14 protein-coding genes are annotated in these 23,049 nt (G+C 71.7%); 8 read left to right on the top strand and 6 right to left on the bottom strand.

All coding sequences use genetic code 11. From position 1 onward, the window contains the following. The first annotated feature begins 15 nt into the window (after window positions 1-15). Window positions 16-4,653, top strand: coding sequence for a hypothetical protein (locus EDD92_RS08890; RefSeq protein WP_123963801.1), 4,638 nt, complete (start codon window positions 16-18; stop codon window positions 4,651-4,653). Window positions 4,654-4,684: 31 nt separating this feature from the next. Here EDD92_RS08890 and EDD92_RS08885 read toward each other — a convergent pair whose 3' ends face one another. Further along, a complete protein-coding gene (locus EDD92_RS08885) occupies window positions 4,685-5,227 on the bottom strand; it encodes a hypothetical protein (protein WP_123970325.1) in 543 nt (180 codons plus the stop codon). A gap of 417 nt (window positions 5,228-5,644) precedes the next feature. Here EDD92_RS08885 and EDD92_RS08880 point away from each other — a divergent pair, with 417 nt between their 5' ends. From EDD92_RS08880 to EDD92_RS08860, 5 genes are read left to right on the top strand one after another with little or no spacing between them, the layout of a single operon-like run. Further along, window positions 5,645-8,575, top strand: a complete 2,931-nt coding sequence (locus EDD92_RS08880) for a nitrate- and nitrite sensing domain-containing protein (protein WP_123963800.1) — start codon at window positions 5,645-5,647, stop codon at window positions 8,573-8,575. Further along, window positions 8,572-9,009 carry a roadblock/LC7 domain-containing protein gene (locus EDD92_RS08875; RefSeq protein ID WP_099927375.1) on the top strand — a complete coding sequence of 146 codons (438 nt, stop codon included), beginning with the start codon at window positions 8,572-8,574 and terminating at the stop codon, window positions 9,007-9,009. The genes EDD92_RS08880 and EDD92_RS08875 overlap by 4 nt, the downstream gene beginning before the upstream one ends. 9 nt (window positions 9,010-9,018) lie before the next feature. After that, window positions 9,019-9,414 (top strand): DUF742 domain-containing protein, encoded by a 396-nt coding sequence (locus tag EDD92_RS08870; protein WP_030946641.1) that lies wholly within the window; start codon window positions 9,019-9,021, stop codon window positions 9,412-9,414. 24 nt (window positions 9,415-9,438) lie between these two features. After that, window positions 9,439-13,068, top strand: coding sequence for a hydantoinase B/oxoprolinase family protein (locus EDD92_RS08865; protein ID WP_123963799.1), 3,630 nt, complete (start codon window positions 9,439-9,441; stop codon window positions 13,066-13,068). Then, window positions 13,049-13,654 (top strand): ATP/GTP-binding protein, encoded by a 606-nt coding sequence (locus EDD92_RS08860; RefSeq protein ID WP_123963798.1) that lies wholly within the window; start codon window positions 13,049-13,051, stop codon window positions 13,652-13,654. The genes EDD92_RS08865 and EDD92_RS08860 overlap by 20 nt, the downstream gene beginning before the upstream one ends. 76 nt (window positions 13,655-13,730) lie before the next feature. Here the strand turns inward: EDD92_RS08860 and glpK are convergent, their stop codons facing one another. The 4 genes from glpK to EDD92_RS08840 all read right to left on the bottom strand — a co-directional run bounded on the left by glpK (window position 13,731) and on the right by EDD92_RS08840 (window position 19,100). Next, window positions 13,731-15,242: a glycerol kinase GlpK gene (gene glpK / locus EDD92_RS08855; RefSeq protein ID WP_123963797.1), complete on the bottom strand. Its 1,512-nt coding sequence runs from the start codon at window positions 15,240-15,242 to the stop codon at window positions 13,731-13,733. Between the two features lie 484 nt (window positions 15,243-15,726). After that, complete coding sequence (locus tag EDD92_RS08850; protein ID WP_123963796.1) at window positions 15,727-17,379, bottom strand: GGDEF domain-containing protein; 1,653 nt, start codon at window positions 17,377-17,379, stop codon at window positions 15,727-15,729. Window positions 17,380-17,487: 108 nt separating this feature from the next. Next, window positions 17,488-18,678, bottom strand: coding sequence for a lipid-transfer protein (locus tag EDD92_RS08845; RefSeq protein ID WP_123963795.1), 1,191 nt, complete (start codon window positions 18,676-18,678; stop codon window positions 17,488-17,490). After that, entirely contained in the window at window positions 18,675-19,100 is a 426-nt protein-coding gene (locus tag EDD92_RS08840; RefSeq protein ID WP_123970324.1) for a Zn-ribbon domain-containing OB-fold protein, read from the bottom strand. Before EDD92_RS08840 ends, EDD92_RS08845 begins: the two co-directional genes overlap by 4 nt. 180 nt (window positions 19,101-19,280) lie before the next feature. Between EDD92_RS08840 and EDD92_RS08835 the strand changes: the two genes are divergently transcribed. Together EDD92_RS08835 and EDD92_RS08830 are read left to right on the top strand one after the other, a co-directional pair. Then, on the top strand, window positions 19,281-20,090 hold the full coding sequence (locus EDD92_RS08835) for a M15 family metallopeptidase (protein WP_123963794.1): 810 nt from the start codon (window positions 19,281-19,283) through the stop codon (window positions 20,088-20,090). 47 nt (window positions 20,091-20,137) lie between these two features. Continuing rightward, window positions 20,138-20,674, top strand: a complete 537-nt coding sequence (locus EDD92_RS08830) for an NUDIX domain-containing protein (protein WP_123963793.1) — start codon at window positions 20,138-20,140, stop codon at window positions 20,672-20,674. Window position 20,675: 1 nt separating this feature from the next. On the opposite strand, the gene EDD92_RS08825 is transcribed toward EDD92_RS08830, so the two are convergent. Then, entirely contained in the window at window positions 20,676-23,042 is a 2,367-nt protein-coding gene (locus tag EDD92_RS08825) for a glycoside hydrolase family 31 protein (RefSeq protein WP_123963792.1), read from the bottom strand. Between the last annotated feature and the right edge of the window lie 7 nt (window positions 23,043-23,049).

Below are 23,049 nucleotides of genomic sequence, written 5' to 3'. Positions count from 1 at the left end.
TTACGAGAGTCCGCCATGTACGAGCTGTCCCGGGTCCGCCTCTACTCCATCGGTCCCGCCGGTGCGCGCTACGCCGACACCGTGCTTGACCTGCGGGGCGTGGGCGAGCCCGTGCCCGACCCCGCGCCCACCCAGGCGGAGTTCTTCGAGGAGGAGCCCGTCGGCCCGCCGCGCCGCCCCGCGCCCGCCGGCGTGCTCTTCCTGGAGAACGGCGGCGGCAAGTCGGTGCTGCTGAAGCTGATCTTCTCGGTGATGCTGCCGGGCCACCGCAACACCCTCGGCGGCGCCAGCTCCGGCGTGCTGCGCAAGTTCCTGCTCGCCGACGACTGCGGGCACGTCGCACTGGAGTGGCAGCACACGCTGACCGGCGAGTGCGTCGTGGTCGGCAAGGTCAGCGAGTGGCGCGGACGGCAAGTCTCCAACGACCCGCGGAAGTTCGCCGAGGCCTGGTACTCCTTCCGGCCCGGCCCCGGGCTGTCCCTCGACAACCTGCCCGTCGCCGAGGCCACCGCCGTACGGCCGGTCGTCGAGGGGCAGTCGGGCGCGCAGGGCCGCCGGCGCACCATGAAGGGCTTCCGGGACGCCCTCACCGAGGCGGGCAAGGCGTATCCGCATCTGGAGGTGCACTGGGAGGAGATCCACGACCGGTGGATCGAACACCTCGGCGACCTCGGCCTCGATCCCGAACTCTTCCGCTACCAGCGGGAGATGAACGCCGACGAGGGTGAGGCGGCCGGCCTCTTCGCGGTCAAGAAGGACTCCGACTTCACCGACCTGCTGCTGCGCGCCGTGACCGACACCCGGGACACCGACGGGCTCGCCGACCTGGTCAGCGGCTTCGGCAACAAGCTGGGCCGCCGGGCCGAACTGATCGCCGAACGGGATTTCACCGCCGGTTCGGTGGACCTGCTCGGACGGATCGTCGAGGCCGCCGAGGCTCGTGCACGCGCGCGTGACATCCACGCCGGCGCCGAACGCCGTACCCGCACGCTGGCCCGTCGGCTGTCGGCCCGGGGTGTGCAGGAGCGGGTCCGGGCCGCCGACCTCGCCCAGCGCGTCACCGCCGCCGCGTACGCCGTCACGCACTGCGAGGCGGCCCGCGAGCGCAGCGCACTGATCGCCGCCGAACTGGCCTACCGGAACGCCTCCCTGGCGCTCGCCGCCGCCGAGAAGTCCGCCGCCGGGCAGAAGCGCGAGCTCGCCGACGCGCGCACCCTGCACTCCGCCTGGCAGGCCGCCGAGGCCGTGCTGCGCCACCGCGCCGCCGCCGACCGCGTCGCGCGCGTGGCCGCCGCGATCCAGGAGGCCGAGCGGGACGCGGCCCCCGCGCTCGCCGCCCGCGCCAAGGCCGCCGTGGATCTCGTACGGGCCCTGCACACGGCCGCGGAGAGCGCCGAGAGCCTCGCCAACGAGGAGGAGGAGCGGTCCGCGGCGCTGCAGGAGGCCGGCGAGATCGCCTACCGGGACTCGACCGCCGCAGCCACGGAGGCGCAGCGAGCCCGCAGCGAGATCGGCCACCTGCGGCAGCGCCTCGCCGAGGTCGAGCAGGAGACCGCCGAGGCGGTGCGCGCGGGCTGGCTCGACGACAGCGCGCCCGACGCCGACCCGGCCCGCGCCGCCCTCGCGGCCAGCGACGCCGAGAAAACGGCTGTCGCCGCCTGGGACACCGCACGTGAGGCCTCGCACAAGGCGACGGAGCACGCGCGCGAGGCGGCCTCCGTCGAATCCCGTGCCGAGCTGACGGCCGCCCGCGCGGCGGACGCGGCGACGGCGACGCGGCGGTCGTACGAGGCCGAGCGCCGCCTCGCGGAGTCGCTGGCGGCCGAGGAGCGACTGGCGGAGCTGCTGAACCTGTCCGGCAAGGACGCCCGGGCCTCGGTCCCGGACGCCCGGCCATCGGTCCCCCACCCCCGTCACGAAACGGACAGTGAAGAAGCCGCCCTCACCCCCGAGGAGCTCGACCGCTTCGCCGACGAGCTGCGCGAGCTGCTCGACGACTCGGTTTCCTCCGCGGAGCGGCAGCTCTTCGAGCTGCGGACCGCCGCGGCCGACGATGCGCGGATCCTGGGCGCGCTCGGTGACGGCGGGCTGCTGCCGCCCGGGCCGGACGTGCTGGCCACCGTGGAGTTCCTGGGCGAGCACGGCATCCCGGCGCTGCCCGGCTGGCGCTATCTCGCCCAGGCCGTGGACCCCGCCGACCACGCGCGCGTGCTGGCGGCGCGTCCGGAGCTGGTCGACGGCGTGATCATCACCGATCCCGACACTCATGCCCGCGCCCGCGAGGCCCTCAGCGAGGCGGCGTTGCTGCCGCGGTCCGCCGTGGCCGTCGGTACGGCTGCCGCCCTGCTCGCCCCCACCCCGGCCGCCGACTCGGGCGACAGCAACGTTTTCCTCGTACCGCCGAACCCCGCCATGCACGACGAACATGCCGCGGACGAGGAGCGGCAGGCCCTGCGCGCACGGGCGACCGAGCGGGACGAGGAGATCAGGGCGCTCGCAGCGCGCCTGGGCAAGGACCGCGAGCTGGCGGCGCGGCTGGCCTCCTGGCGTACCGGCTGCCCGGCGGGCCGGCTGGTCGAGCTGGCCCGGGCCGCGCATGACGCGCGGGTGTTCGCCGAGGAGGCCGAGGCCGAGCTGACCGAGGCGCGTTCGGTGCGGGCAGAGGCCGACGAGGTCGCCGCCGAGGCCGCGCAGCTGCGGGACGAGCGGCAGGAGGCGGCGCAGAAGGCCCGGCGTGCGGCCGACGCCCTCGCCGGGCTCGCCTTCCGGCTGCGCGAGCGGGCCGGCTGGCAGGTCAAACTGCGCGAACTGGCCGACGACGGCGTCGAGTCGGAGGCCCGTGCCCAGGCCTGCCTGGAGCGCGCCCGCGCCGCCGACGAGGACCGCCGCGGCGCCCAGCGCGCCGCCGACGACGCCCGCCGCACGGCACGGGCACTGCGCGCCGAGCGCGCGGAGATCGCGGGCGCCCCCGACGACGTACCCGAGGACGACGGGGCGGCCCCGAAGTCGTCGCTGCCCGCACTCCGCGAGGCCTACCGCGCCGCCTCCCAGGTCTACGAGAAGGTCGGCGTCGGCGCGGATCTGCGCGCAGAACAGGCCCGCGCGGAGAGCGACGAGAGCGCGGCCCGCGCCGAGCTGGACCGCCTCAGCAACAAGGTCCGTACACGCGCGGAGCAGCTGCTGCAGTCGCCGGACGGGTCCGACGGGCCGTCCCGGCAGGCAGCTGCCGCCCGGGCCGAGGAGCTGGTGCAGCTCCTGGAGACCCGGATGTCGACCGCGAGCGAGCAGCTCGGGCGGCTGCGCGGCGAGGCCGAGCGGCATGCGCCCGAGGACGGCGAGGCGCACACCGAGCTGCCCGGGGAACTCGAGCCCCGCGACGCCGAGCACGCACAGGCGCTGCTGCGCACCGCGACGGCCGAACTCGCCTCCCACACCGAGGCGTTGAGCCAGGCCCGCGAGGCACACGCCGAGCTCCTCGACGCCCACCGCGCCGCAGAGGACGCGGCCGGCGGCTTCGACGAGATCGCCGCGATGCTCCGCGACCTGCTGCGCGACCATGCCCTGGACGAGGAGCAGGAGGAGCCGGATCCGTATCCGGGCAGCCTGGAGGAGGCCCGGCAGTCCGCCGCCGAGGCCCGCCGTTCGCTGCGGGGCTGCGCCGCCGACCTGTCGGCCGCCGAGGCCGCCGTACGCGAGGCGAGTGACGTGCTCGTGCGGCACGCCAACTCCACCCGCTACGAGCAGGTCCGCACCCCGGCGCGGCAGCAGATCCGCGAGCTGCCCGCCTCCGCGCTGCCCGAGCACGCCCAGAAGTGGGCGGACGCGTTCGCGCCCCGACTGCGCGTCCTCACCGACGAGTTGGCGCAGCTGGAGCGGAACCGGGACTCGATCGTGGACCGGTTGCGCGGGCTCGTGGAGTCGGCACTGGCGACGCTGCGGTCCGCCCAACGGCTGTCCCGGCTGCCGGAGGGGCTGGGCGAGTGGTCCGGGCAGGAGTTCCTGCGCATCCGCTTCGAGGAGCCCGACCAGGCCACGCTCACCGAGCGGCTCGGCGAGGTCATCGACGAGGCCACCCGGGCGGCCGTGAAGAAGAACTCCGACCTGCGACGCGACGGCATGTCCCTGCTGCTGCGGGGTGTGGGCGCGGCACTCCAGCCCAAGGGCGTCGCCGTCGAGATCCTCAAGCCGGACGCCGTGCTGCGCGCCGAGCGGGTGCCCGTCGGACAGATGGGCGACGTGTTCTCCGGCGGTCAGCTGCTCACCGCGGCCATCGCCCTGTACTGCACGATGGCCGCGCTGCGCTCGAACGACAGGGGCCGCGACAAACACCGGCACGCGGGCACACTGTTCCTGGACAACCCCATCGGCCGTGCCAACGCGACCTATCTGCTGGAGCTGCAGCGGGCCGTGTCGGACGCGCTGGGTGTCCAACTCCTCTACACCACCGGCCTGTTCGACACGACGGCGCTGGCGGAGTTCCCGCTGGTGATCCGGCTGCGGAACGATGCCGACCTCCGCGCCGGCCTCAAGTACATCAGCGTGGAGGAACACCTCCGCCCCGGCCTGCCGCAGCAGCCTCAGACGGAGGAGGCGGTGCACAGCGAGATCACCGCGACGCGGATGTTCAAACGCCCGGCACCTGCCAACCCCTAAGGTCGAGCGACCGGGTCACGACTCGGCTCGGTCAGGGGTGCGACAACTGCCCTGCGCCGCCGCGCCGACGTATCCGCGCCTGGGCCCGCTCCGCAGCCCGCGCCTGCCGCCGTGCCTTTCGCCGCTCGCGCCGCAGGGCGCGGGCGGTGCTGCTCGGGACCGACACCACGCCGTTGCGCTGGTTCCACACCTGACGGGTCACCCAGACGTCGAGCGCAGCCCAAGTCGCCGCCACGGTGCTCGCCACGCTGCTGATGACCATGGGGAACGCCAGCCATGATCCGGCAAGAGTGCACAGGAACGCGACCATCGCCTGGATCAGCGTCACGGCGATGATCAGCACCGCACGCACCGCGGCCGTACGCACCGGATCGGGCATTCTGCGCCGCCGCGCGGGCTCCTCGATCCACAAGGGCCGGTAGTGCGGCTGCTCTTCAGCCGTGGTGCGCGCAGCGGGGCCGGTCCCGCCACCGCGCGCCGGAATGTCGTGATCCAGCGCCTCAGGGCTCCGCCGCACCGTCAGGTGCGCTGCATCGCCCGCCGTGGGCGCCTCGTGCCGCTCCGCCGTGCCCATCAACGCGTCACTCCCCACCGCCAGCAGACCCCCGTCCGTGTCCGAACACACGGCTCCCCAGTGGCTGCCCGGCTTGCGCTGTTTTACGCCGCCCGGTCGCGGGATGCGGCTCGTGTGGCCGATTCCGCCCCCATTTCCCGAAGAGAAGGACGAACAAAGCATCCCGAAGATTCCCAGGAAACGAAAAATTCTGGCCAACTGACCGGCCACGCCGATCGGATCCGCATGGGCGGTCGCCGCGCGAATGCAGGCGGCAATCTCCCGCAATGCCCGGACAACTCCCCATCTCACCGAGCCAGTGCGGAAGTTCAGCCTCCGGACGGGTCTTCGAGTTAACTGTGCGTCGGTAGTAGGCTCGCGCCGTTTGTTGACGCACATGTGTACCCCCGTCTGCAGGGGGTCGAGCTGGGGGAGGCCATGCGCTTTCGCGGGAAGTCGATCCGCCGGAAGATCGTGGCGCTGCTTCTCGTGCCGCTGGTGTCCCTCACCGCGATCTGGGGATTCGCCACGGTACTCACGGGACGGGCGGTCACTCAGCTGTTCCAGGTGTCCACGGCCGTCAAGGACATGGGCTACCCCATCGAGGACACCGTCCGCGTACTCCAGCAGGAACGCCGCCAGACCCTCGTCTATCTCGCCGATCCGCGGGCTTCGGACGCGCTCGCCGCGCTCCGCAGCACCCGCCGCGCCTCCGACGAGGCCATCGCCAAGGTCCGCAAGAACGCGAAGGACCCCGACGTCCGCGACGGACTGAACGCGGGCGACGACGAACGCCTCACTGCGGTCCTGGACGCCTTCAACGGCGTCGACTCCCTGCGCAGCAGCGCTGAACAGGGCACGGTGACCCGCGCCGAGGCCCTCCACCTCTACAACCGCCTTGTGGACCCCTGCTACGCCTTCCTGGCCGCGCTCGACGCGGTCGACAACGTGGAGATGGACCGGCAGACCCGCGCCCTCGTCAACATCACCCGCGCCCGCGAACTCCTCTCCCGGGAGGACGCCCTGCTCGGCTCCTCCCTGGTGGTCGGCACGCTCACCCGCGAGGAGGTCCGCGAGGTCTCCGACCTGGTCGCGCAGCGCACCCAGTTGTACGACATCAGCCTGCCGGTGCTGCCGTCGGCTGAGCGTGAACGCTACGACCGGTTCTGGAAGAACGCCGCCTCCGCCCCGCTGCGCTCGGCCGAGCAGTCCGTCATCAACTCCGGTCCCGGTACGCCCCGTTCTGTCAGCGCCAAGAGCTGGGACGCCGACGCGGACAGCGTCCTCACCGAACTCGCCGGCCTCGACGACCAGGCCGGCGACCGCCTGCAGGACCGGGTGCAGCCGGTCGCGATGAACGTCATCGTCAAGGCAGCCGTCGCCGGCGTGCTGGGCCTGGTCGCCGTGCTGCTCTCGCTCGTGGTCTCGGCGCGCATCGGCCGCACTCTCATCCGCGACCTGCGCCAACTGCGCCTGGAGGCCCACGAGGCGTCCGGCGTGCGGCTGCCCAGTGTCATGCGGCGCCTGTCCGCGGGCGAACAGGTCGACGTGGAGACCGAGGTCCCCCGGCTCGAGTACGACAAGAACGAGATCGGCGAGGTCGGCCAGGCCCTCAACACGCTGCAGCGTGCCGCAGTCGAGGCCGCCGTGAAACAGGCCGAACTGCGCGCCGGCGTCTCCGAAGTGTTCGTCAACCTTGCCCGCCGCAGCCAGGTCCTGCTGCACAAGCAGCTCACCCTGCTCGACACCATGGAGCGCCGGACCGAGGACACCGACGAACTCGCCGACCTGTTCCGCCTCGACCACCTGACCACCCGTATGCGGCGGCACGCCGAGGGCCTCGTGATCCTCTCCGGCGCAGCCCCTTCCCGGCAGTGGCGCAAGCCCGTCCAGCTGATGGACGTCGTCCGGGCCGCCGTCGCCGAGGTCGAGGACTACGAACGCATCGAAGTCCGCCGGCTGCCGCGGATCGCCGTCACCGGCCCGGCCGTCGCCGACCTGACCCATCTCGTGGCGGAACTCCTGGAGAACGCCACGGTGTTCTCTCCACCGCACACGGCCGTCCAGGTCCTGGGCGAGCGGGTCGCCAACGGCTTCACCCTGGAGATCCACGACCGCGGCCTCGGCATGGCGGCCGACGCCCTCCTGGACGCGAACCTCCGGCTCGCCGAGACACCGGAGTTCGAGCTGTCCGACACCGACCGGCTCGGACTGTTCGTGGTCAGCCGGCTCGCCCAGCGGCAGAACGTCCGAGTCTCCCTGCAGCCGTCCCCGTACGGCGGTACCACCGCGGTCCTGTTCGTCCCCGACGCGCTGCTCACGGACGACGTCCCGGACACCAACGGCATCGGCTTCCGCCTCGACCGGCCCCACCACTCGAAGGAGGCCGAGCTGGAGGAGCGGCAGGGGAACGCGCTCTCCCGGACGCCGGCGCAGCTTCCCGGTCTGCCCGCCGGGCTCCTGGACGGCCCGGTCGAACTGGAGGCACCGGTCGACCTCGACGCCATCGAGGACTTCCCCGGCGCGCTCGACGACGAGGACAGCGAACGCGGCGGCCTCTTCCGCCCTCGCCGCTCCATCGCGCTCGCGCAGGACGAGACCACCGGCGGCAGCGGCGGTCAGCTCCATGGCGAGCCCGACCTTCGCGAACCGGCCAGCGACGACGCCGACGACGACATGGGCGCGCCCGTCCCGCTGCCCCGCCGACGCACACCCAAGCTGGTCAGCTCGCACGGACGCCCGGTCACCGAGCAGCGGTCGTGGCGCGAGGACCCCGCCGACGAGCCGCCGACGGGTTCGCGACGATCCGAGCCGGAAGCCGCCGCACCACTGCCGTCCCGTCGCCGGGCCGAGGAGCCGCCGACCGGGCGGGGCCCGGGCCACTCCGACCAGGAATCCGCGCCCCCGCTGCCGACCCGCCGGCGCGGCGCCTCACCGCTGCGCCCGGGCACCGGCGGGGCCGACCGGCCTGCCGAGCGCGCCCCGTCCGCGGCCCCCGAAACAGGAGGCCGCGGCGGGAACCCGCAGCCCCCCGCCCTCCCCATGCGCAGCCGCCCGACCGCGATCGCACCCGGCGGCCAGGACAGCGCCGGCCCGCGCACCGGCACCCCACCGCAGGAGACAGGCCCCGGCGTGGGCGCGCTGCCCCGGCGCGTACGGCAGGCCAACCTGGCCCCGCAGCTGAAGCAGAGCGCCCAGCGGCGCACGGAGGACGGCCCGGAGCTCGCGGAGCGGGACGCCGAAGAGGTACGCAGCCGTATGGCCTCGCTCCAGCGCGGCTGGCAGCGCGGCCGTGACGAGAACGCCGCGGGCGACGACGCCCACAGCGGCACAGCACCACAACGAACGACAAAGGGGGACGGTCGATGACCGCACCGAAGGCGAGCGGCCACACCGACACCGGCAAGTCCGGGGAGCTCAACTGGCTCCTGGACGACCTGGTGGACCGCGTGGCGAGCATCCGCAAAGCCCTCGTGCTCTCCGGCGACGGCCTGCCGACGGGCGTGTCCAAGGACCTGACCCGGGAGGACAGCGAGCACCTGGCTGCCGTCGCCTCCGGATTCCACAGCCTGGCCAAGGGTGTGGGCCGGCACTTCGAGGCCGGCAACGTCCGGCAGACCGTCGTCGAGCTGGACGACGCCTTTCTCTTCGTGACGGCCGCCGGCGACGGCAGCTGCCTGGCCGTCCTCTCGGACGCCGACTCGGACGTCGGCCAGGTCGCCTATGAGATGACACTCCTCGTCAAGCGGGTCGGTGTGCATCTGGGGGCCGCTCCGCGCACCGATCTGCCCGCAGGCGGGTAGTGGGATGTCATGAGCGCTGACGGTCAGGGAAGAAGCCACTGGTTCGACGACGAAGCCGGTCCGGTCGTCCGCCCGTACGCGATGACGCGCGGCCGCACCACCAGTGCGGGCCAGCACCGCCTCGACCTGATCGCGGTGGTCGTCACGGAGCCCCAGGCGGACGATCCGGACGCCGACGCGACGCTGTCCCCGGAGCACGTGGACATCGTCGATCTGTGCCGTGACGCCCCCCAGTCGGTCGCCGAACTCGCCGCCGGACTCGATCTGCCGATCGGAGTGGTGCGCGTCCTCGTCGGTGACCTCGTCGCCGGCGAATTCGTCCATGTGACGCGGCCGGTACCCCCTGCCGAACTGCCGGACGAGAGTATTCTGCGCGACGTGATCAACGGCCTCCGGGCACTGTGAGAGGCGCGGAAGCGGGGTACTGACGTGACAGGCTGGCAGTTCTGGGTCGACCGCGGCGGCACGTTCACCGACATCGTCGCGCGGCGCCCGGACGGCCGCCTGCTGACGCACAAGCTGCTGTCGGAGAACCCGGCGCGATACTCCGACGCGGCGGTCGCGGGCGTACGCGAACTGCTGGACGGCTCCCAGGACCCCATCGAGGCCGTCCGGATGGGGACGACGGTCGCCACCAACGCGCTTCTGGAACGCAAGGGCGAACGCACACTGCTCGTCGTCACCCGGGGCTTCCGTGACGCGCTGCGCATCGCCTACCAGAACCGCCCGCACATCTTCGCCCGCCGCATCGACCTCCCCGAACTGCTCCACGAGCGGGTCGTGGAGGTGGACGAGCGCATCGCCGCAGACGGCACCGTCCTGCGCGCCCCCGACCTGGACGCCCTCCTCGGCCCCCTCCAGGAGGCGTACGACGACGGCATCCGCGCTGTCGCCGTCGTCTGCATGCACAGCCATCTGCACCCCGCTCACGAGCAGTCCGTGGGGGAGCTGGCCGCACGCGTCGGATTTCCGCAGATCTCGCTGTCCAGCGAGGTCAGCCCGCTGATGAAGCTCGTGCCGCGCGGGGACACCGCGGTCGTCGACGCCTACCTGTCGCCCGTACTGCGCCGCTACGTCCAGCACGTCGCCGACGAACTCCACGGCGTACGGCTGATGTTCATGCAGTCCAACGGCGGGCTCGCCGAAGCCGGGCAGTTCCGCGGCAAGGACGCCATCCTCTCCGGGCCGGCCGGAGGCATCGTCGGCATGGCCCGGATGTCGCAGCTGGCCGGCTTCGACCGCGTCATCGGCTTCGACATGGGCGGCACCTCCACCGATGTCTCGCACTACGCGGGCGAGTACGAGCGTGTCTTCACCACCCAGATCGCCGGCGTCCGGCTGCGCGCGCCGATGCTGGACATCCACACCGTCGCAGCCGGTGGCGGCTCGATCCTCCACTTCGACGGCTCCCGCTACCGCGTAGGGCCGGACTCGGCGGGCGCGGACCCGGGGCCAGCCTGCTACCGCGGCGGCGGCCCGCTCGCCGTCACCGACGCCAACGTCATGCTGGGGCGGATCCAACCCGCCCACTTCCCCAGGGTGTTCGGCCCGGACGGCGACCAGCCTCTCGATGCGGCCCTCGTCCGCGACCGCTTCACCGCCCTCGCGCGCGAGATCCGCACCAGGACCGGGGACGACCGCACCCCCGAGCAAGTCGCCGAGGGCTACCTGCAGATCGCCGTCGCCAACATCGCCAACGCCGTCAAACGAATCTCCGTCCAGAAAGGCCACGACGTCACCCGGTACGCCCTCACCACCTTCGGCGGTGCGGGCGGCCAGCACGCGTGCAAAGTCGCCGACTCGCTCGGCATCCGCACCGTCCTCGTACCGCCCATGGCGGGCGTCCTGTCCGCTCTCGGCATCGGACTCGCCGACACCACCGCCATGCGGGAACAGTCCGCCGAGGCACCCCTGGAGCCCGCTTCCATGCCCGCCGTCCTCAAGACGGCCGACGACCTGGAGGCAGCGGCCCGCGCAGAACTCCTCGCCGAAGACGTCCCCGAGGACCACATCCAGGTCACCCGCCGCGCACAGCTGCGCTACGACGGCACCGACACCACCCTCACCGTCGAGCTGACCGATCCCGACACGATGCGTCACACCTTCGAAGAACGTCATCGCGCCACGTACTCCTTCACGCTCGACCGACCGATCGTCGTCGAAGCCCTCTCCGTCGAAGCCACCGGCATCACAGAACCCCCCGATCTCTCTGTTCTCGCCCCGTACCGAGCCGCCCGCGCAGGCGGCCCGTCCGCGCCCGAGACCGTCCGGCTCCACACCGGCGGCGCCTGGCGCGACGTCCCCCTCCACCGCCGCGAGGACCTCCCTCCCGGCGAAACCGTCACAGGCCCCGCGATCATCACCGAGGCCAGTGCGACGACCGTCGTCGACGACGGCTGGCAGGCCGTGGCACGAGACGACGGGCATCTGGTCATGGAACGTGCGGCGATTACGGAGAGTTCCGACCTCGGCACAGAAGCAGATCCGGTTCTCCTTGAGGTCTTCAACAACCTCTTCATGTCGATCGCCGAACAGATGGGCGCCCGGCTGGAGTCAACGGCCCAGTCCGTCAACATCAAGGAGCGGCTCGACTTCTCCTGCGCCCTCTTCGACCCGGACGGAAACCTGGTGGCCAACGCGCCGCACATCCCCGTCCACCTGGGTTCCATGGGCACCAGCGTCAAGGAGGTCATCCGCCGCCGGGGCACCTCGATGCGGCCGGGCGACACCTACGCCGTCAACGACCCGTACCACGGCGGCACCCACCTGCCGGACGTCACGGTGATCACCCCGGTCTTCGGCACGCAGGGTGACCGAATCCTCTTCTACGTCGCCTCCCGCGGCCACCACGCCGAGATCGGCGGCATCGCCCCGGGCTCCATGCCGGCCGACAGCCGCACGATCGACGAGGAGGGCATCCTCTTCGACAACTGGCTCCTCGCCGAGGACGGCCGCTTCCGCGAGGAGGAGACCCTCGGCCTGCTCACCGAGGCGCCCTACCCCTCCCGCAACCCAAAGACCAACCTCGCCGACCTGCGCGCCCAGATCGCCGCCAACCAGAAGGGCGTCGACGAAGTCGCCCGCATGATCGAGAACTTCGGCCTCGACGTGGTGCAGGCCTATATGAAGCACGTCCAGGACAACGCCGAGGAGGCCGTACGACGAGTCGTCGACGCCCTGGACGACGGCGAGTACGCCTACGAGACCGACTCGGGGGCCGTCATCCGCGTACGCGTGCGCGTGGACCGCGAAAACCGTCGCGCGACCGTCGACTTCACCGGTACCTCCCCCCAGCTGGCGAGCAACTTCAATGCCCCCTTCGCAGTGGTCAACGCGGCCGTCCTGTACGTGTTCCGCACCCTCGTCGCCGACGACATCCCGCTCAACGACGGCTGCCTGCGCCCTCTCGACATCGTCGTCCCGCCCGGCTCCATGCTCGCGCCCGAGCCGCCGGCCGCCGTGGTCGCAGGCAACGTCGAGACCTCCCAGGCCATCACCGGCGCCCTCTACGCCGCGCTCGGCGTCCAGGCCGAAGGTTCCGGCACCATGAACAACGTCACCTTCGGGAACGAGCGGCACCAGTACTACGAGACCGTCGCCTCCGGCTCCGGCGCGGGCGAGGGCTTCCCCGGCGCGCCCGTCGTGCAGACCCACATGACCAACTCGCGGCTCACCGACCCCGAGGTCCTGGAGTGGCGGCTGCCCGTGCAGCTCGACGAGTTCGCCGTCCGGCACGGCAGTGGCGGCCCCGGCCGCTGGCAGGGCGGGGACGGCGCGGTGCGCCGCATCCGCTTCCACGAACCCATGACGGTCTCCACGCTCTCCCAGCACCGCAGGGTCCCGCCCTACGGCATGGCGGGTGGCGAGCCCGGTGCCCTGGGCGCCAACCGTGTGGAGCACGCGGACGGCACGGTCACCGCACTCGGCGGAAGCGACTCCGCGGACGTCGGCCCCGACGACGTACTCGTCATCGAAACCCCCGGCGGCGGAGGCTACGGACCGCCGTCGTCCCACCCCCAGCAAGCAGGAGAAGAGATCGATGATCTTCGGGCGTTCTGAGCGCGGGAAGCCTCCGGTCGAGCCCGTCACGCTCAAGATCCTGGTGGCCGGTGGCTTCGGCGTGGGCAAGACCACCCTCGTCGGCGCGGTCAGCGAGATCAGGCCCTTGCGCACCGAGGAACTGCTCACCGAGGCCGGACGGCCCGTTGACGACACCAGCGGCGTGGAGGGCAAGCACACCACCACCGTGGCCATGGACTTCGGCCGCATCACCCTCCGTGAGGACCTGGTGCTGTACCTGTTCGGCACGCCGGGGCAGGAACGGTTCTGGTTCATGTGGGACGAGCTCTCCGAGGGCGCCCTCGGAGCCGTCGTGCTCGCCGACACCCGCCGCCTGGAGGACTGTTTCGCCGCGGTCGACTACTTCGAGCGGCGCTCCATACCCTTCCTCGTCGGCGTCAACTGCTTCGAGGGCTCGGCCCGATACCCGGCCGACGACGTCCGCCAGGCCCTCGACCTGGACGAGGACGTACCGCTCGTGCTGTGCGACGCCCGCGACCGCGAGTCCGTCAAGGAGGTCCTCATCGGCGTGGTCCAGCACGCCATGGCGTACGCGGCCGACCGCCGCCAGACCGTCACCACCTGAACCATGTGCGCGGCCCGTACCCCCGCCGACCGGGGTACGGGCCGCAGCCGAAGGGCTCACGCACGCGCGCGTGGGCCTAGTTCTCGCCGTCCTCCTCCCAGGCGAAGCTCTTCTCCACGGCCTTGCGCCAGTTGTGGTACTGGCGGTCCCGTACGGATGCCTCCATGGCGGGCGTCCACTCGACGTCCTTCTGCCAGTGGGACTTCAGCTCGTCGAGGTCGTTCCACACGCCGGTGGCGAGCCCGGCCGCGTACGCGGCGCCGAGACAGGTGGTCTCGGAGACCTTCGGGCGGACCACCGGAACATCGAGCACGTCCGCCTGGTGCTGCATGAGCAGGTTGTTCTTGGTCATGCCGCCGTCCACCTTCAGGGTGGTGATGTGCACCCCGGAGTCCTGGTACATGGCGTCCACGACCTCGCGCGTCTGCCAGCTCGTCGCTTCGAGCACGGCCCGGGCCAGGTGCGCCTTGGTGACGTAGCGGGTCAGGCCGGTGATGACACCGCGCGCGTCGGAGCGCCAGTACGGTGCGAACAGGCCGGAGAACGCGGGCACGATGTACGCTCCGCCGTTGTCCTCGACGCTCGCCGCCAGGGGCTCGATCTCGTCGGCGGTCCGGATGATGCCCAGCTGGTCGCGGAACCACTGCACGAGGGCACCCGTTATGGCTATCGACCCCTCCAGACAGTAGACCGGCGCCTCACTGCCGATCTTGTAGCCCATCGTCGTCAGCAGGCCGCTCTTCGACGCCACCGGCCGGTTGCCGGTGTTGAGCAGCAGGAAGCTGCCCGTGCCGTAGGTGTTCTTCGCCGTGCCCACGTCGTAGCAGGCCTGCCCGAACACGGCCGCCTGCTGGTCGCCGAGGGCCGAGGCGACCGGCACCCCGGCCAGCTGGCCCACGGCGGTGCCGTACACCTCGGCCGACGACCTGATCTCGGGGAGGACGGCTTCGGGGATGTTCATCGCGGAGAGGATGGACGGGTCCCACTGGAGGGTTTCCAGGTTCATCAGCATGGTGCGCCCGGCGTTGGTGACGTCCGTGACGTGGTGTCCGCCGTCGGTGCCGCCCGTCAGGTTCCAGATGAGCCAGGAGTCGATGGTGCCGAAGGCGATCTCGCCGTTCTCGGCGCGGGTCCTGAGCCCGGGCACGTTGTCCAGCAGCCAGGCGGCCTTGGGGCCGGAGAAGTAGGTGGCCAGGGGCAGCCCGGTCTGCTCGCGGAAACGGTCCTGCCCGTCCGAGCCGCCGAGCTGGTTGGTCAGCGCCGCGGTGCGGGTGTCCTGCCACACGATGGCGTTGTGCACGGGCTTGCCCGTCGCGCGGTCCCACAGGACCGTCGTCTCGCGCTGGTTGGTGATGCCGAGCGCGCTGAGCTGGTCGGCGCGCAGCCCGGCCTTGGCGATCGCTCCGGCGACCACCGCCTGCACCTTGGACCAGATCTCCGTGGCGTCGTGCTCCACCCAGCCGGGCTTCGGGAAGATCTGGCGGTGTTCGCGCTGGTCGACAGCGACGATCGCGCCGTCCTGGTTGAACACGATGCAGCGGCTGGAGGTGGTGCCCTGGTCGATAGCGGCGACGAACTTGTCCGGCATGACGTCCCCTTCGTCGTTCCTTCAGGAGGCTGCTTTGAATCAGAGGGCTGCTGTGAGGATGAGCCCGGAAAGCACTCCGCCGATCAGCGGTCCGACCACCGGGTTCCACGTGCCGCGGCCTTCGCCGTGGGTGTCTGCATTGCTCATGGCGGCTCCTAGGCCCTGTCCCGGGGCGATCGACCCCGGTCCTCGGTGCAGGGTGCGTTTCCCGTGGCGACTTCAGCCGAAGGCAGGGATGCTCCCGCGCCCCGTCCGGCGTCCGTGACGAGCGTGCCGTCGCAGCCGAATCGCCCGTGGGGGAACGGGCCTGTTCTTCAGGCGGGGCCCGCGCGGCGCGTGCCTGGATACACCGTGTATGTACGGCGATGTCGACTGACACCGGAAGTGTTCACCGGCGCCCACAGAGCGTCAAGGTCGCCGACGGCAACGGTGACAGCCGCCGTTGTGTCCGAGCGAAGGAGAGACGCTCGTTCGGTTACGACGATCAGCCTAGGCCGGGTTCCGCCACCGCGCACCCGGCCTGGGCGGGCGCCGTCCCCGAGCCCCGCCGGATCTCGTGGCCCGGCAGACCCGCCCGGCCCAGCACCCAACTCGCTCCGTGCAGTGATTTCGCAGCCTTCTTCAGCGGTGCCAGACACGCGGCGGCCTGCCGGTGGTCCATCACACTGCCGGGCGGGCACAGCACTGTGGCCAGGGACAACGTGACGGGACGCCCACCGGCCGACCAGGGTGCGTCCAGCACCGAGGCGGCCAGCGGATCCAGCCACTCCGGCTCGGCGAGCACCAGGAAGTCGTCCCCGCCGATGTGGCCGACGCGGGTGGTCCCGGACGCCGCGTGCTGCAGCGCCCGCCCCACCGAACGGATCAGCTCGTCCCCTGCCGCGAACCCGGCCCCGTCGTTGACCTGCTTGAAGTGGTCCACGTCCAGCCAGCTCAGCGCGAATGGCCGGCCGTCCGCGATGCGGCGGTCGACCTCGCCGGTGATCGCGTCCGACCCTGGCAGGCGGGTGAGCGGATTGAGCCCGGCGGCCTCCTCGACCCGGCTCTCGGCCAGTGCCCGCACGAGGTCCGCGAGCCGCACGACACCCACGCACCGCCCGGTCCGGTCCACCACCGCCACATCGTCCGACGTGCGGCCACGGTCGCCGACGGCCACCACGTCCAGCACCTCCCAGGCGGTGGCGTCGACGCCCACCGTCCGCGGCGGGTCTCCGAGCTTGGCGGCGGGCCGGTCGGCGTACAGCGCATGTCCGTAGCGCCCCGACATCGACAGCAGGAAGCGTGAGCGGTGCACCGACCGGACGGGCAGCCCGTGCGCGTCCACGAGCAGCACGCCCGACACCTCGGGAGACCCGGTCAGCAGTGCCCGTACCTGACCGGCCGACGCGGTGGCGGGCAGCAGCGCGGCGGGCCGTACGAATTCCAGCACCGAAGGCCCGGACCTCGGGACTGCCACGACGCCGGGGGAGCGGGGCGGAACGTATACGTCCGCCGCGGGCAGCCGGGCCGGCGGCGCGAACAGCTCGCCCTGCGCCAGCTGAGCACCCGCCGAGACCGCTGCCGCGCACTGCAGTTCCGTCTCCACGCCCTCGACGGACAGGAGCGCTCCCAACTGCTCGCACAGCGTCCGCATCGCCTTGACCGCGGCCGGCCGCGCCAGCAGCGACGCATCCAGTTTCACCAGGTCGGGCCCCATATCGGTGAGCAGCCGCAGGGGTACGTCCCCGTCCCCGACGCCGTCCGCACTGATTCGGAAGCCCTGCGCCCGCAGCGCGCTCACCGCCTCCAGCAGCGCATGCTGCGGGACGTGTGTATACGGCGGCCCGATGTCGATTGTCACCTCCCAGGGCAGCCGTCCCGCCTCGCGTACGGCGGCGTGCAGCGGGGTGAGGCCGCCGAGGTCGGCCAGGGTGCCCGCGAACACGTTGACGTGCAGCGGCAGCAGCGTCTCCTTGCGTGCTGCCGCACGGACCGCCAACACCGCCAGCCGGCCGTCGAGTTCGGGGTCTCGACGGGCCTCTGCCAGGATGTCGCCGGTCTCCGGGCGGGCGAGTATCTCCAGCCCTGCGACCCCTCCGGTGGTCAGGTTGACCACAGGCTGGAAGGCGAAGCGGAGAGTATCCGTCCAGGAGTGCACGGCAGCATGATGGCTCCGCCGGAGCACGCCCAGGCCCAGTTCATGAGACGTTCACGCAGGATTCCGGGTTGATCACGCAGCGTGCGGGAAAGGGCTTGCTGGGCCGGGCTAGCGCACCGCGATCAACGCCGACCCGTGCCCGAACAATCCCTGGTTCGCCGTGATCCCCACGCGCGCCCCCGCAACCTGCCGCTCACCCGCCTCCTGCCTCAACTGCCAGGTCAGCTCGCACACTTGAGCAATCGCCTGCGCGGGAACCGCCTCTCCGAAGGAGGCCAGCCCGCCGCTCACGTTCACCGGTATTCGTCCGCCCAGGGCCGTCGCCCCCTCCCTCAGCAGCTTTGCGCCCTCTCCCTGCCCGCACAGCCCCAGATCCTCGTACCACTGCAACTCCAGGGCGGTGGACAGGTCGTAGACCTCCGCGAGGGAGAGGTCCTCGGGGCCGAGGCCCGCCTCCTCGTAGGCCGCCCGCGCGATGGACGCGCGGAACGTGTCGGCGGCAGGCTCCACGGCCGCCGCGGAGTCCGTCGCGATGTCCGGCAGATCCAGGACCGTGTTGGGGTAACGCGGCGTCACCGTGGACACGGCCCGGATCCGCACCGGCCGGCTCACTCCGTGCTGACGTGCGAAGTCCATGCTCGACAGCACCAGAGCCGCGCCTCCGTCCGACGTCGCGCAGATGTCGAGGAGCCGCAGCGGATCGGCGACCAGCGCGGAGGCGGCGACCTCCTCGGCGGTGACCCGCTTGCGGTAGCGCGCGTTCGGATTGAGCGCCCCCAGGGCCGAGTTCTTCACTTTGACCTGGGCGAAGTCCTCCACCGTGTCGCCGTGCACGGCCATGCGGCGGCGCGCGTACAGTCCGAAGTACGTGGGATTGGTCGCGCCCAGCACCCGGAAGCGCAGCCAGTCCGGATCGTCGGGCCGGTCGCCTCCCGCCGGCCGGAAGAACCCCTTGGGCGCTGCGTCTGCACCCACCACGAGGACTACGTCCGCCAGACCCGCAAGGATCTGCGCCCGCGCGGTGTTGACGGCCAGCGCCCCGGATGCGCACGCCGCGTACACACTCGCCACCCTGGCCCCCTGCCAGCCCAGAGCCTTCGCGAAGGTCGCACCGGCCACATGGCCCGGATAGCCGCCCCGCACGGTGTCGGCACCGACGACCGAGCCGATGTCCTGCCACTCCAGCCCGGCGTCGGCGAGCGCCGCACGGGCCGCCGCAGCCCCGTACTCGACGAAGCTGCGCCCCCACTTGCCCCACGGATGCATGCCCGCGCCGAGCACTGCCACCTCACCCGTCATGCCTTCACCCCCGTCGGCCGCCAGTGCCAGGTCGTCCAGATCGTCTCCGCGTCCTCATGGAGCACCCCCGGGACGACCTCCACCTCCATGCCCACCGTCAGGTCGGCGACGGTGACCCCGGGAGCCGCCTGCCCCAGCACCACGATCCGCTCGGACTCCAGCTCCACAGCGATCAACGCGTACGGCTCCCACGGAAGTTCCGGATCGGTCACATAGGGTGACGGCGGTCGATACCGGCTGTCTGTGTACGACCAGACGCGCCCGCGCCGCGAGAGGGGCACCTCCTCAAGATCTCCGCCAGGACACCCGGGATTGCGGCAGTGTGCGTCCTCACGGGGAAAGAAGACCGAGGCGCACCCCGCGCAGCGCGTGCCGAGAAGCCTGAAGCCGTCCCCGTCGCCGGTGAACCACCCGTCGACCACAGGTGTGCGCGTACGCGACACAACCCCTCCCCACTACGGAATCTGACGGAACGTCAGGAGTCTGCCACGGGCGCCCGGAAATGGGCAGGGCTCCGTTCCGGCCGTCCCACGGCGCATCCGGGGGTGAACTGCATCCGATCGCTTCCCGAGAGGAACATCAACCTGATAGATGCAGGAGACATGACACGTCTCTCCAGTGCAGTACGCGGTCTGATCACCGCCCTCGCCGCCCTGCTGGCCGTGACCGCCACCTCCGCCCCCACCCGGGCCGCGACTCGGCCCGACGCGCCGAAGGACTTCGTGGCCCTGAGAACCGTGGACCCCACGATCATCCAGGAGATGCGCTACTTCACCCCGCACAACTTCGTCGGCGAGCGCATCGACGGCTACCAGCAACCGATCTGCCTCCTCACCCGGCCGACCGCCGAAGCACTCCACAAGGCCCAGCTGAGGCTGCTGCGCAAGGGCTACACCCTCAAGGTCTACGACTGCTACCGGCCACAACGCGCCGTGAACCACTTCGTCCGCTGGGCCAAGAACCTCGACGACCAGGCGATGAAGAGCGAGTTCTACCCGAACGTCGACAAGACCCGTCTGTTCGAGGACGGTTACATCGCGGAGAAATCCGGCCACAGCCGTGGCTCGACCATGGACCTCACCATCGTGAAGCTCCCCGCGAAACCGACCCGGCCGTACCACCCGGGAGAGCCCCTCGTGCCCTGCTACGCCCCCAAGGGCGAGCGATTCCCCGACAACTCCGTCGACATGGGCACCGGGTTCGACTGCTTCGACACCCTCGCCCACACTCTCGACCCGCGCATCCAGGGCGAACAGCGCGCCAACAGGCTGCTCCTCAAGACCACCATGGAGGGTCTCGGATTTGTGAACCTCGCCGAGGAGTGGTGGCACTACACGTACAAGCCCGAGCCCTACCCGGACACCTACTTCGACTTCCCCGTCTCCCGGAAGTCGCTCACCAGCGGCCACTGAGCCGCCCCCCGAAGACGCCCATCAGTTGATCGGATACATTCCGCTTCGTGTCCGAAACTCATGCCTCCACCCCCAACTCCGCGCCCGACTCCCACTGTTCGAGCTGCGGAGCGCCCTACGGAGAGGGCGTCTCCGGCTGGCCCCGCACCTGCCCGGCCTGCCACGCGGTGGCCTACCGCAACCCCCTGCCGGTGGCCATCGCGCTCCAGCCCGTGTACGACACGAAGGGCACCGCCCTGGTCGTCATCACCCGAACCGTCGCCCCCGCGCGCGGAGGCATCGCGTTGCCCGGTGGTTACATCGACGACCGCGAGGACTGGCGGCAAGCCGTCGTCCGCGAGCTCAAGGAAGAGACCGGCATCGACGCGGCCGGCCGCGACGTGCGGCTCGTCGACGCCATAAGCTCACCCGACGGACACCTACTGCTGTTCGGACTCCTCCCGGAGCGCCCGGCCGAAGGCCTCCCGCCGTCCACGGCCACCGACGAGACGGAGGGCTGGCACCTCCTGCGCAGGCCGGAGGAGCTCGCCTTTCCCCTGCACACGCTCGCCGTACGGGCTTGGTTCGAGGGCCGGTACGTCTGAGTCAGCCCTCCTTCAGGCCTCGCACTCGCACCGGGTAGGGCGGCTCACTCGTGCCGCCCTCGCCCTGCCGCTCGACGATGAGCCGCCGTCTCGTCCAACGGGCGACGTAGCGCTCCAGTTCCGGCTCGTCCCATCCGTCACCCGCGTCCTGCACCACCAGTCCGCCCCCACTCCGTCCCCGGGCAGGCGCCCAGACCTCCAGCTCCAGCCCGCCGTCGTCCCCGCGCACCGGGACGACGGCACCCGCGCGCGCGAGCACCGGAATCCGCGACAGGGGGGCGTCGAGGAGCACCTGCCCCGGCCCCTCGTACACCTGCTCCGTCACCGTGTCGTACCAGCGCCCCCGTGGCAGCTGCACCGCCCGTCGGTCCGCGCCCGGGTCGAGCACCGGCGCCACCAGCAGACAGTCGCCCAGCAGGAACGCGTCCTCGCAGTCGCGCAGCGCACGGTCCTCGGGCTCCGCCCACCACAGCGGCCGTACATAGGGCGCTCCGGTGCGCCGCGCCAGATGCGCGAGCGTCACGAAGTACGGCAGCAGCCGACGGCGTTCGACGAGCGCCACGCGCGCGTGCTCCAGCACTTCGGCACCGAACTCCCAGGGTTCCCGGCGCCCCGCCCGCAGACTCGCGTGCGTCCGGAACAGCGGCAGGTAGGCGCCCAGTTGGAGCCAGCGCAGATACAGCTCGGGCGACGGGCTCCCGTCGAAACCGCCCACGTCCGGCCCCGAATACGGCACCCCGCACAGCCCGAGGCCCATGACCAGCGACAGTGAGGCCCGCAGCCCTGGCCAGCCCGTGGCCACGTCACCGGACCACGTGCCCCCGTAGCGCTGCAGGCCGGCCCAGCCGGAACGCGAGAAGATGAACGGCCGTTCCTCGGGAGCAAGTTCGCGCAGCCCCTCGTAGGCCGCCCTGGCCATGCACAGCGCGTAGACGTTGTGCGCCTCCCGATGGTCTCCGCCCCGTCCTTCCAGCGAGTGCCTGGCCGAACGCGGCAGCGTCGACTCCCCGAAGGCGGCGAAGGAAGTTGGCTCGTTCATGTCGTGCCAGAAACCCGAGAACCCCTGGGCGAGCCGCTCCTCGTACAGAGCGCCCCACCACGCACGCACGCGCGCGTGCGTGAAATCCGGGAAGACCGCCTCCCCGGGCCACACGACCCCGCGCACGAGCCGCCCCGAAGCGTCCCGCACGAACGCGTCCACGGCGGCCCCGCTCGCGTACACCGCGTTGTCCTCTGCGGCCTTGACCGCGGGGTCGACGATCGACACCAGCCGGATCCCGTCCCGGCGCAGCTCCTCGGCCAGCACCGGCAGCTTCGGAAAATGCTCCTGGTCGACCGTGAACACCTGGTGCTCGTCGTAGTGGTCGATGTCCAGATGGACGGCGTCGAGCGGCAGCCCGCGCTCCTGGTAGCCGGAGACGATCCGCCGCACCTCCTGCTCACTGCCGAAGCCCCAGCGTGCGTGGTGATGACCCAGCGCCCACGCCGGCGGAAGCGCGGGTGCACCCGTCAGCGACGCCCAGGTGAGCAGCACGCGCGCGGGGGTGCCCACGACCACCCAGCAGCGGAGCGGGCCGCCGTCCATCCGCAGCTCGCACGTCCCCGCCCGGTCGTGCCCGGAACCGGCGCCCTCCTCGCCCTCGCGCAGTGTCGCCGTGCCGTCCCACGAGGTGTCGTGGAACACCAGATGCGTCGCCGCGTCGGCCACCACCAGCTGCACCGGCATCGTGAGGTACAGCGGATCCTCTCCGGGACCGAACGCGCGCCCCGGGTCCGTGTTCCACAGGCGGTACGTTCCTTCCCGCAGCCGCGGGCCCGATGCCCGTCCGCCGAGCCCGAAGAACCGCGCGTCCGCGGCCACCTCCGAGCGCTGCATCCAGCGTGCGGTGCCGCCCCCGACCGGCTCCCACCACCGGGGCGGCAGATCACGACGCAGGGTCACACCTCCGGGAGTGAGCACCTCGACCGCACCGTGCCGCGAGACGACGACCGTCACCCGCTCGGCCACGACCCGCCAGCCGCCGTCCTTGTCAGGCTCCAGGACGGCCCGGGGATCCGGCTCCGGACAGCGGCCCGCGAGCGCGTACGACGGCTCGGGAGAGGCCCCGTCCCAGCCCCAGAAGACCGCCCCGTTCACAGCGACGAAGATGCGCAGCTCGGAACGGCTGAACCTGACGACGCCACCGCCCGGACCGGGCTCCACCTCCTGCACGGGCCCGGGCACCCGCGCCCGCTCGGCACCCCGCGACGGCAGCGCGGCGGCGTCGGCACGCCTCCTGCGCCACGCCGCCTTCACGGTACGCAACCCCTGGGCCGCCCTCACCGAACCGACCACCCTTATCGAACGCACCAGGTCACGACCGTCCATGCTGCTC

The sequence above is a fragment of the Streptomyces sp. TLI_185 genome (assembly GCF_003814765.1).
Lineage (GTDB): Bacteria > Actinomycetota > Actinomycetes > Streptomycetales > Streptomycetaceae > Streptomyces.
The sequence above is the reverse complement of the archived record's forward strand: the minus strand, read 5'-3'. Positions and strand labels throughout refer to the sequence as shown.

Excerpts from the sequence above, each read along its gene's own strand:
- EDD92_RS08890 (WP_123963801.1), top strand. The coding sequence starts at position 16 with ATGTACGAGCTGTCCCGGGTCCGCCTCTACTCCATCGGTCCCGCCGGT.
- EDD92_RS08885 (WP_123970325.1), bottom strand. The coding sequence starts at position 5,227 with ATGGGCACGGCGGAGCGGCACGAGGCGCCCACGGCGGGCGATGCAGCG.
- EDD92_RS08880 (WP_123963800.1), top strand. The coding sequence starts at position 5,645 with ATGCGCTTTCGCGGGAAGTCGATCCGCCGGAAGATCGTGGCGCTGCTT.
- EDD92_RS08875 (WP_099927375.1), top strand. The coding sequence starts at position 8,572 with ATGACCGCACCGAAGGCGAGCGGCCACACCGACACCGGCAAGTCCGGG.
- EDD92_RS08870 (WP_030946641.1), top strand. The coding sequence starts at position 9,019 with ATGAGCGCTGACGGTCAGGGAAGAAGCCACTGGTTCGACGACGAAGCC.
- EDD92_RS08860 (WP_123963798.1), top strand. The coding sequence starts at position 13,049 with ATGATCTTCGGGCGTTCTGAGCGCGGGAAGCCTCCGGTCGAGCCCGTC.
- glpK (WP_123963797.1), bottom strand. The coding sequence starts at position 15,242 with ATGCCGGACAAGTTCGTCGCCGCTATCGACCAGGGCACCACCTCCAGC.
- EDD92_RS08845 (WP_123963795.1), bottom strand. The coding sequence starts at position 18,678 with ATGACGGGTGAGGTGGCAGTGCTCGGCGCGGGCATGCATCCGTGGGGC.
- EDD92_RS08835 (WP_123963794.1), top strand. The coding sequence starts at position 19,281 with ATGACACGTCTCTCCAGTGCAGTACGCGGTCTGATCACCGCCCTCGCC.
- EDD92_RS08825 (WP_123963792.1), bottom strand. The coding sequence starts at position 23,042 with ATGGACGGTCGTGACCTGGTGCGTTCGATAAGGGTGGTCGGTTCGGTG.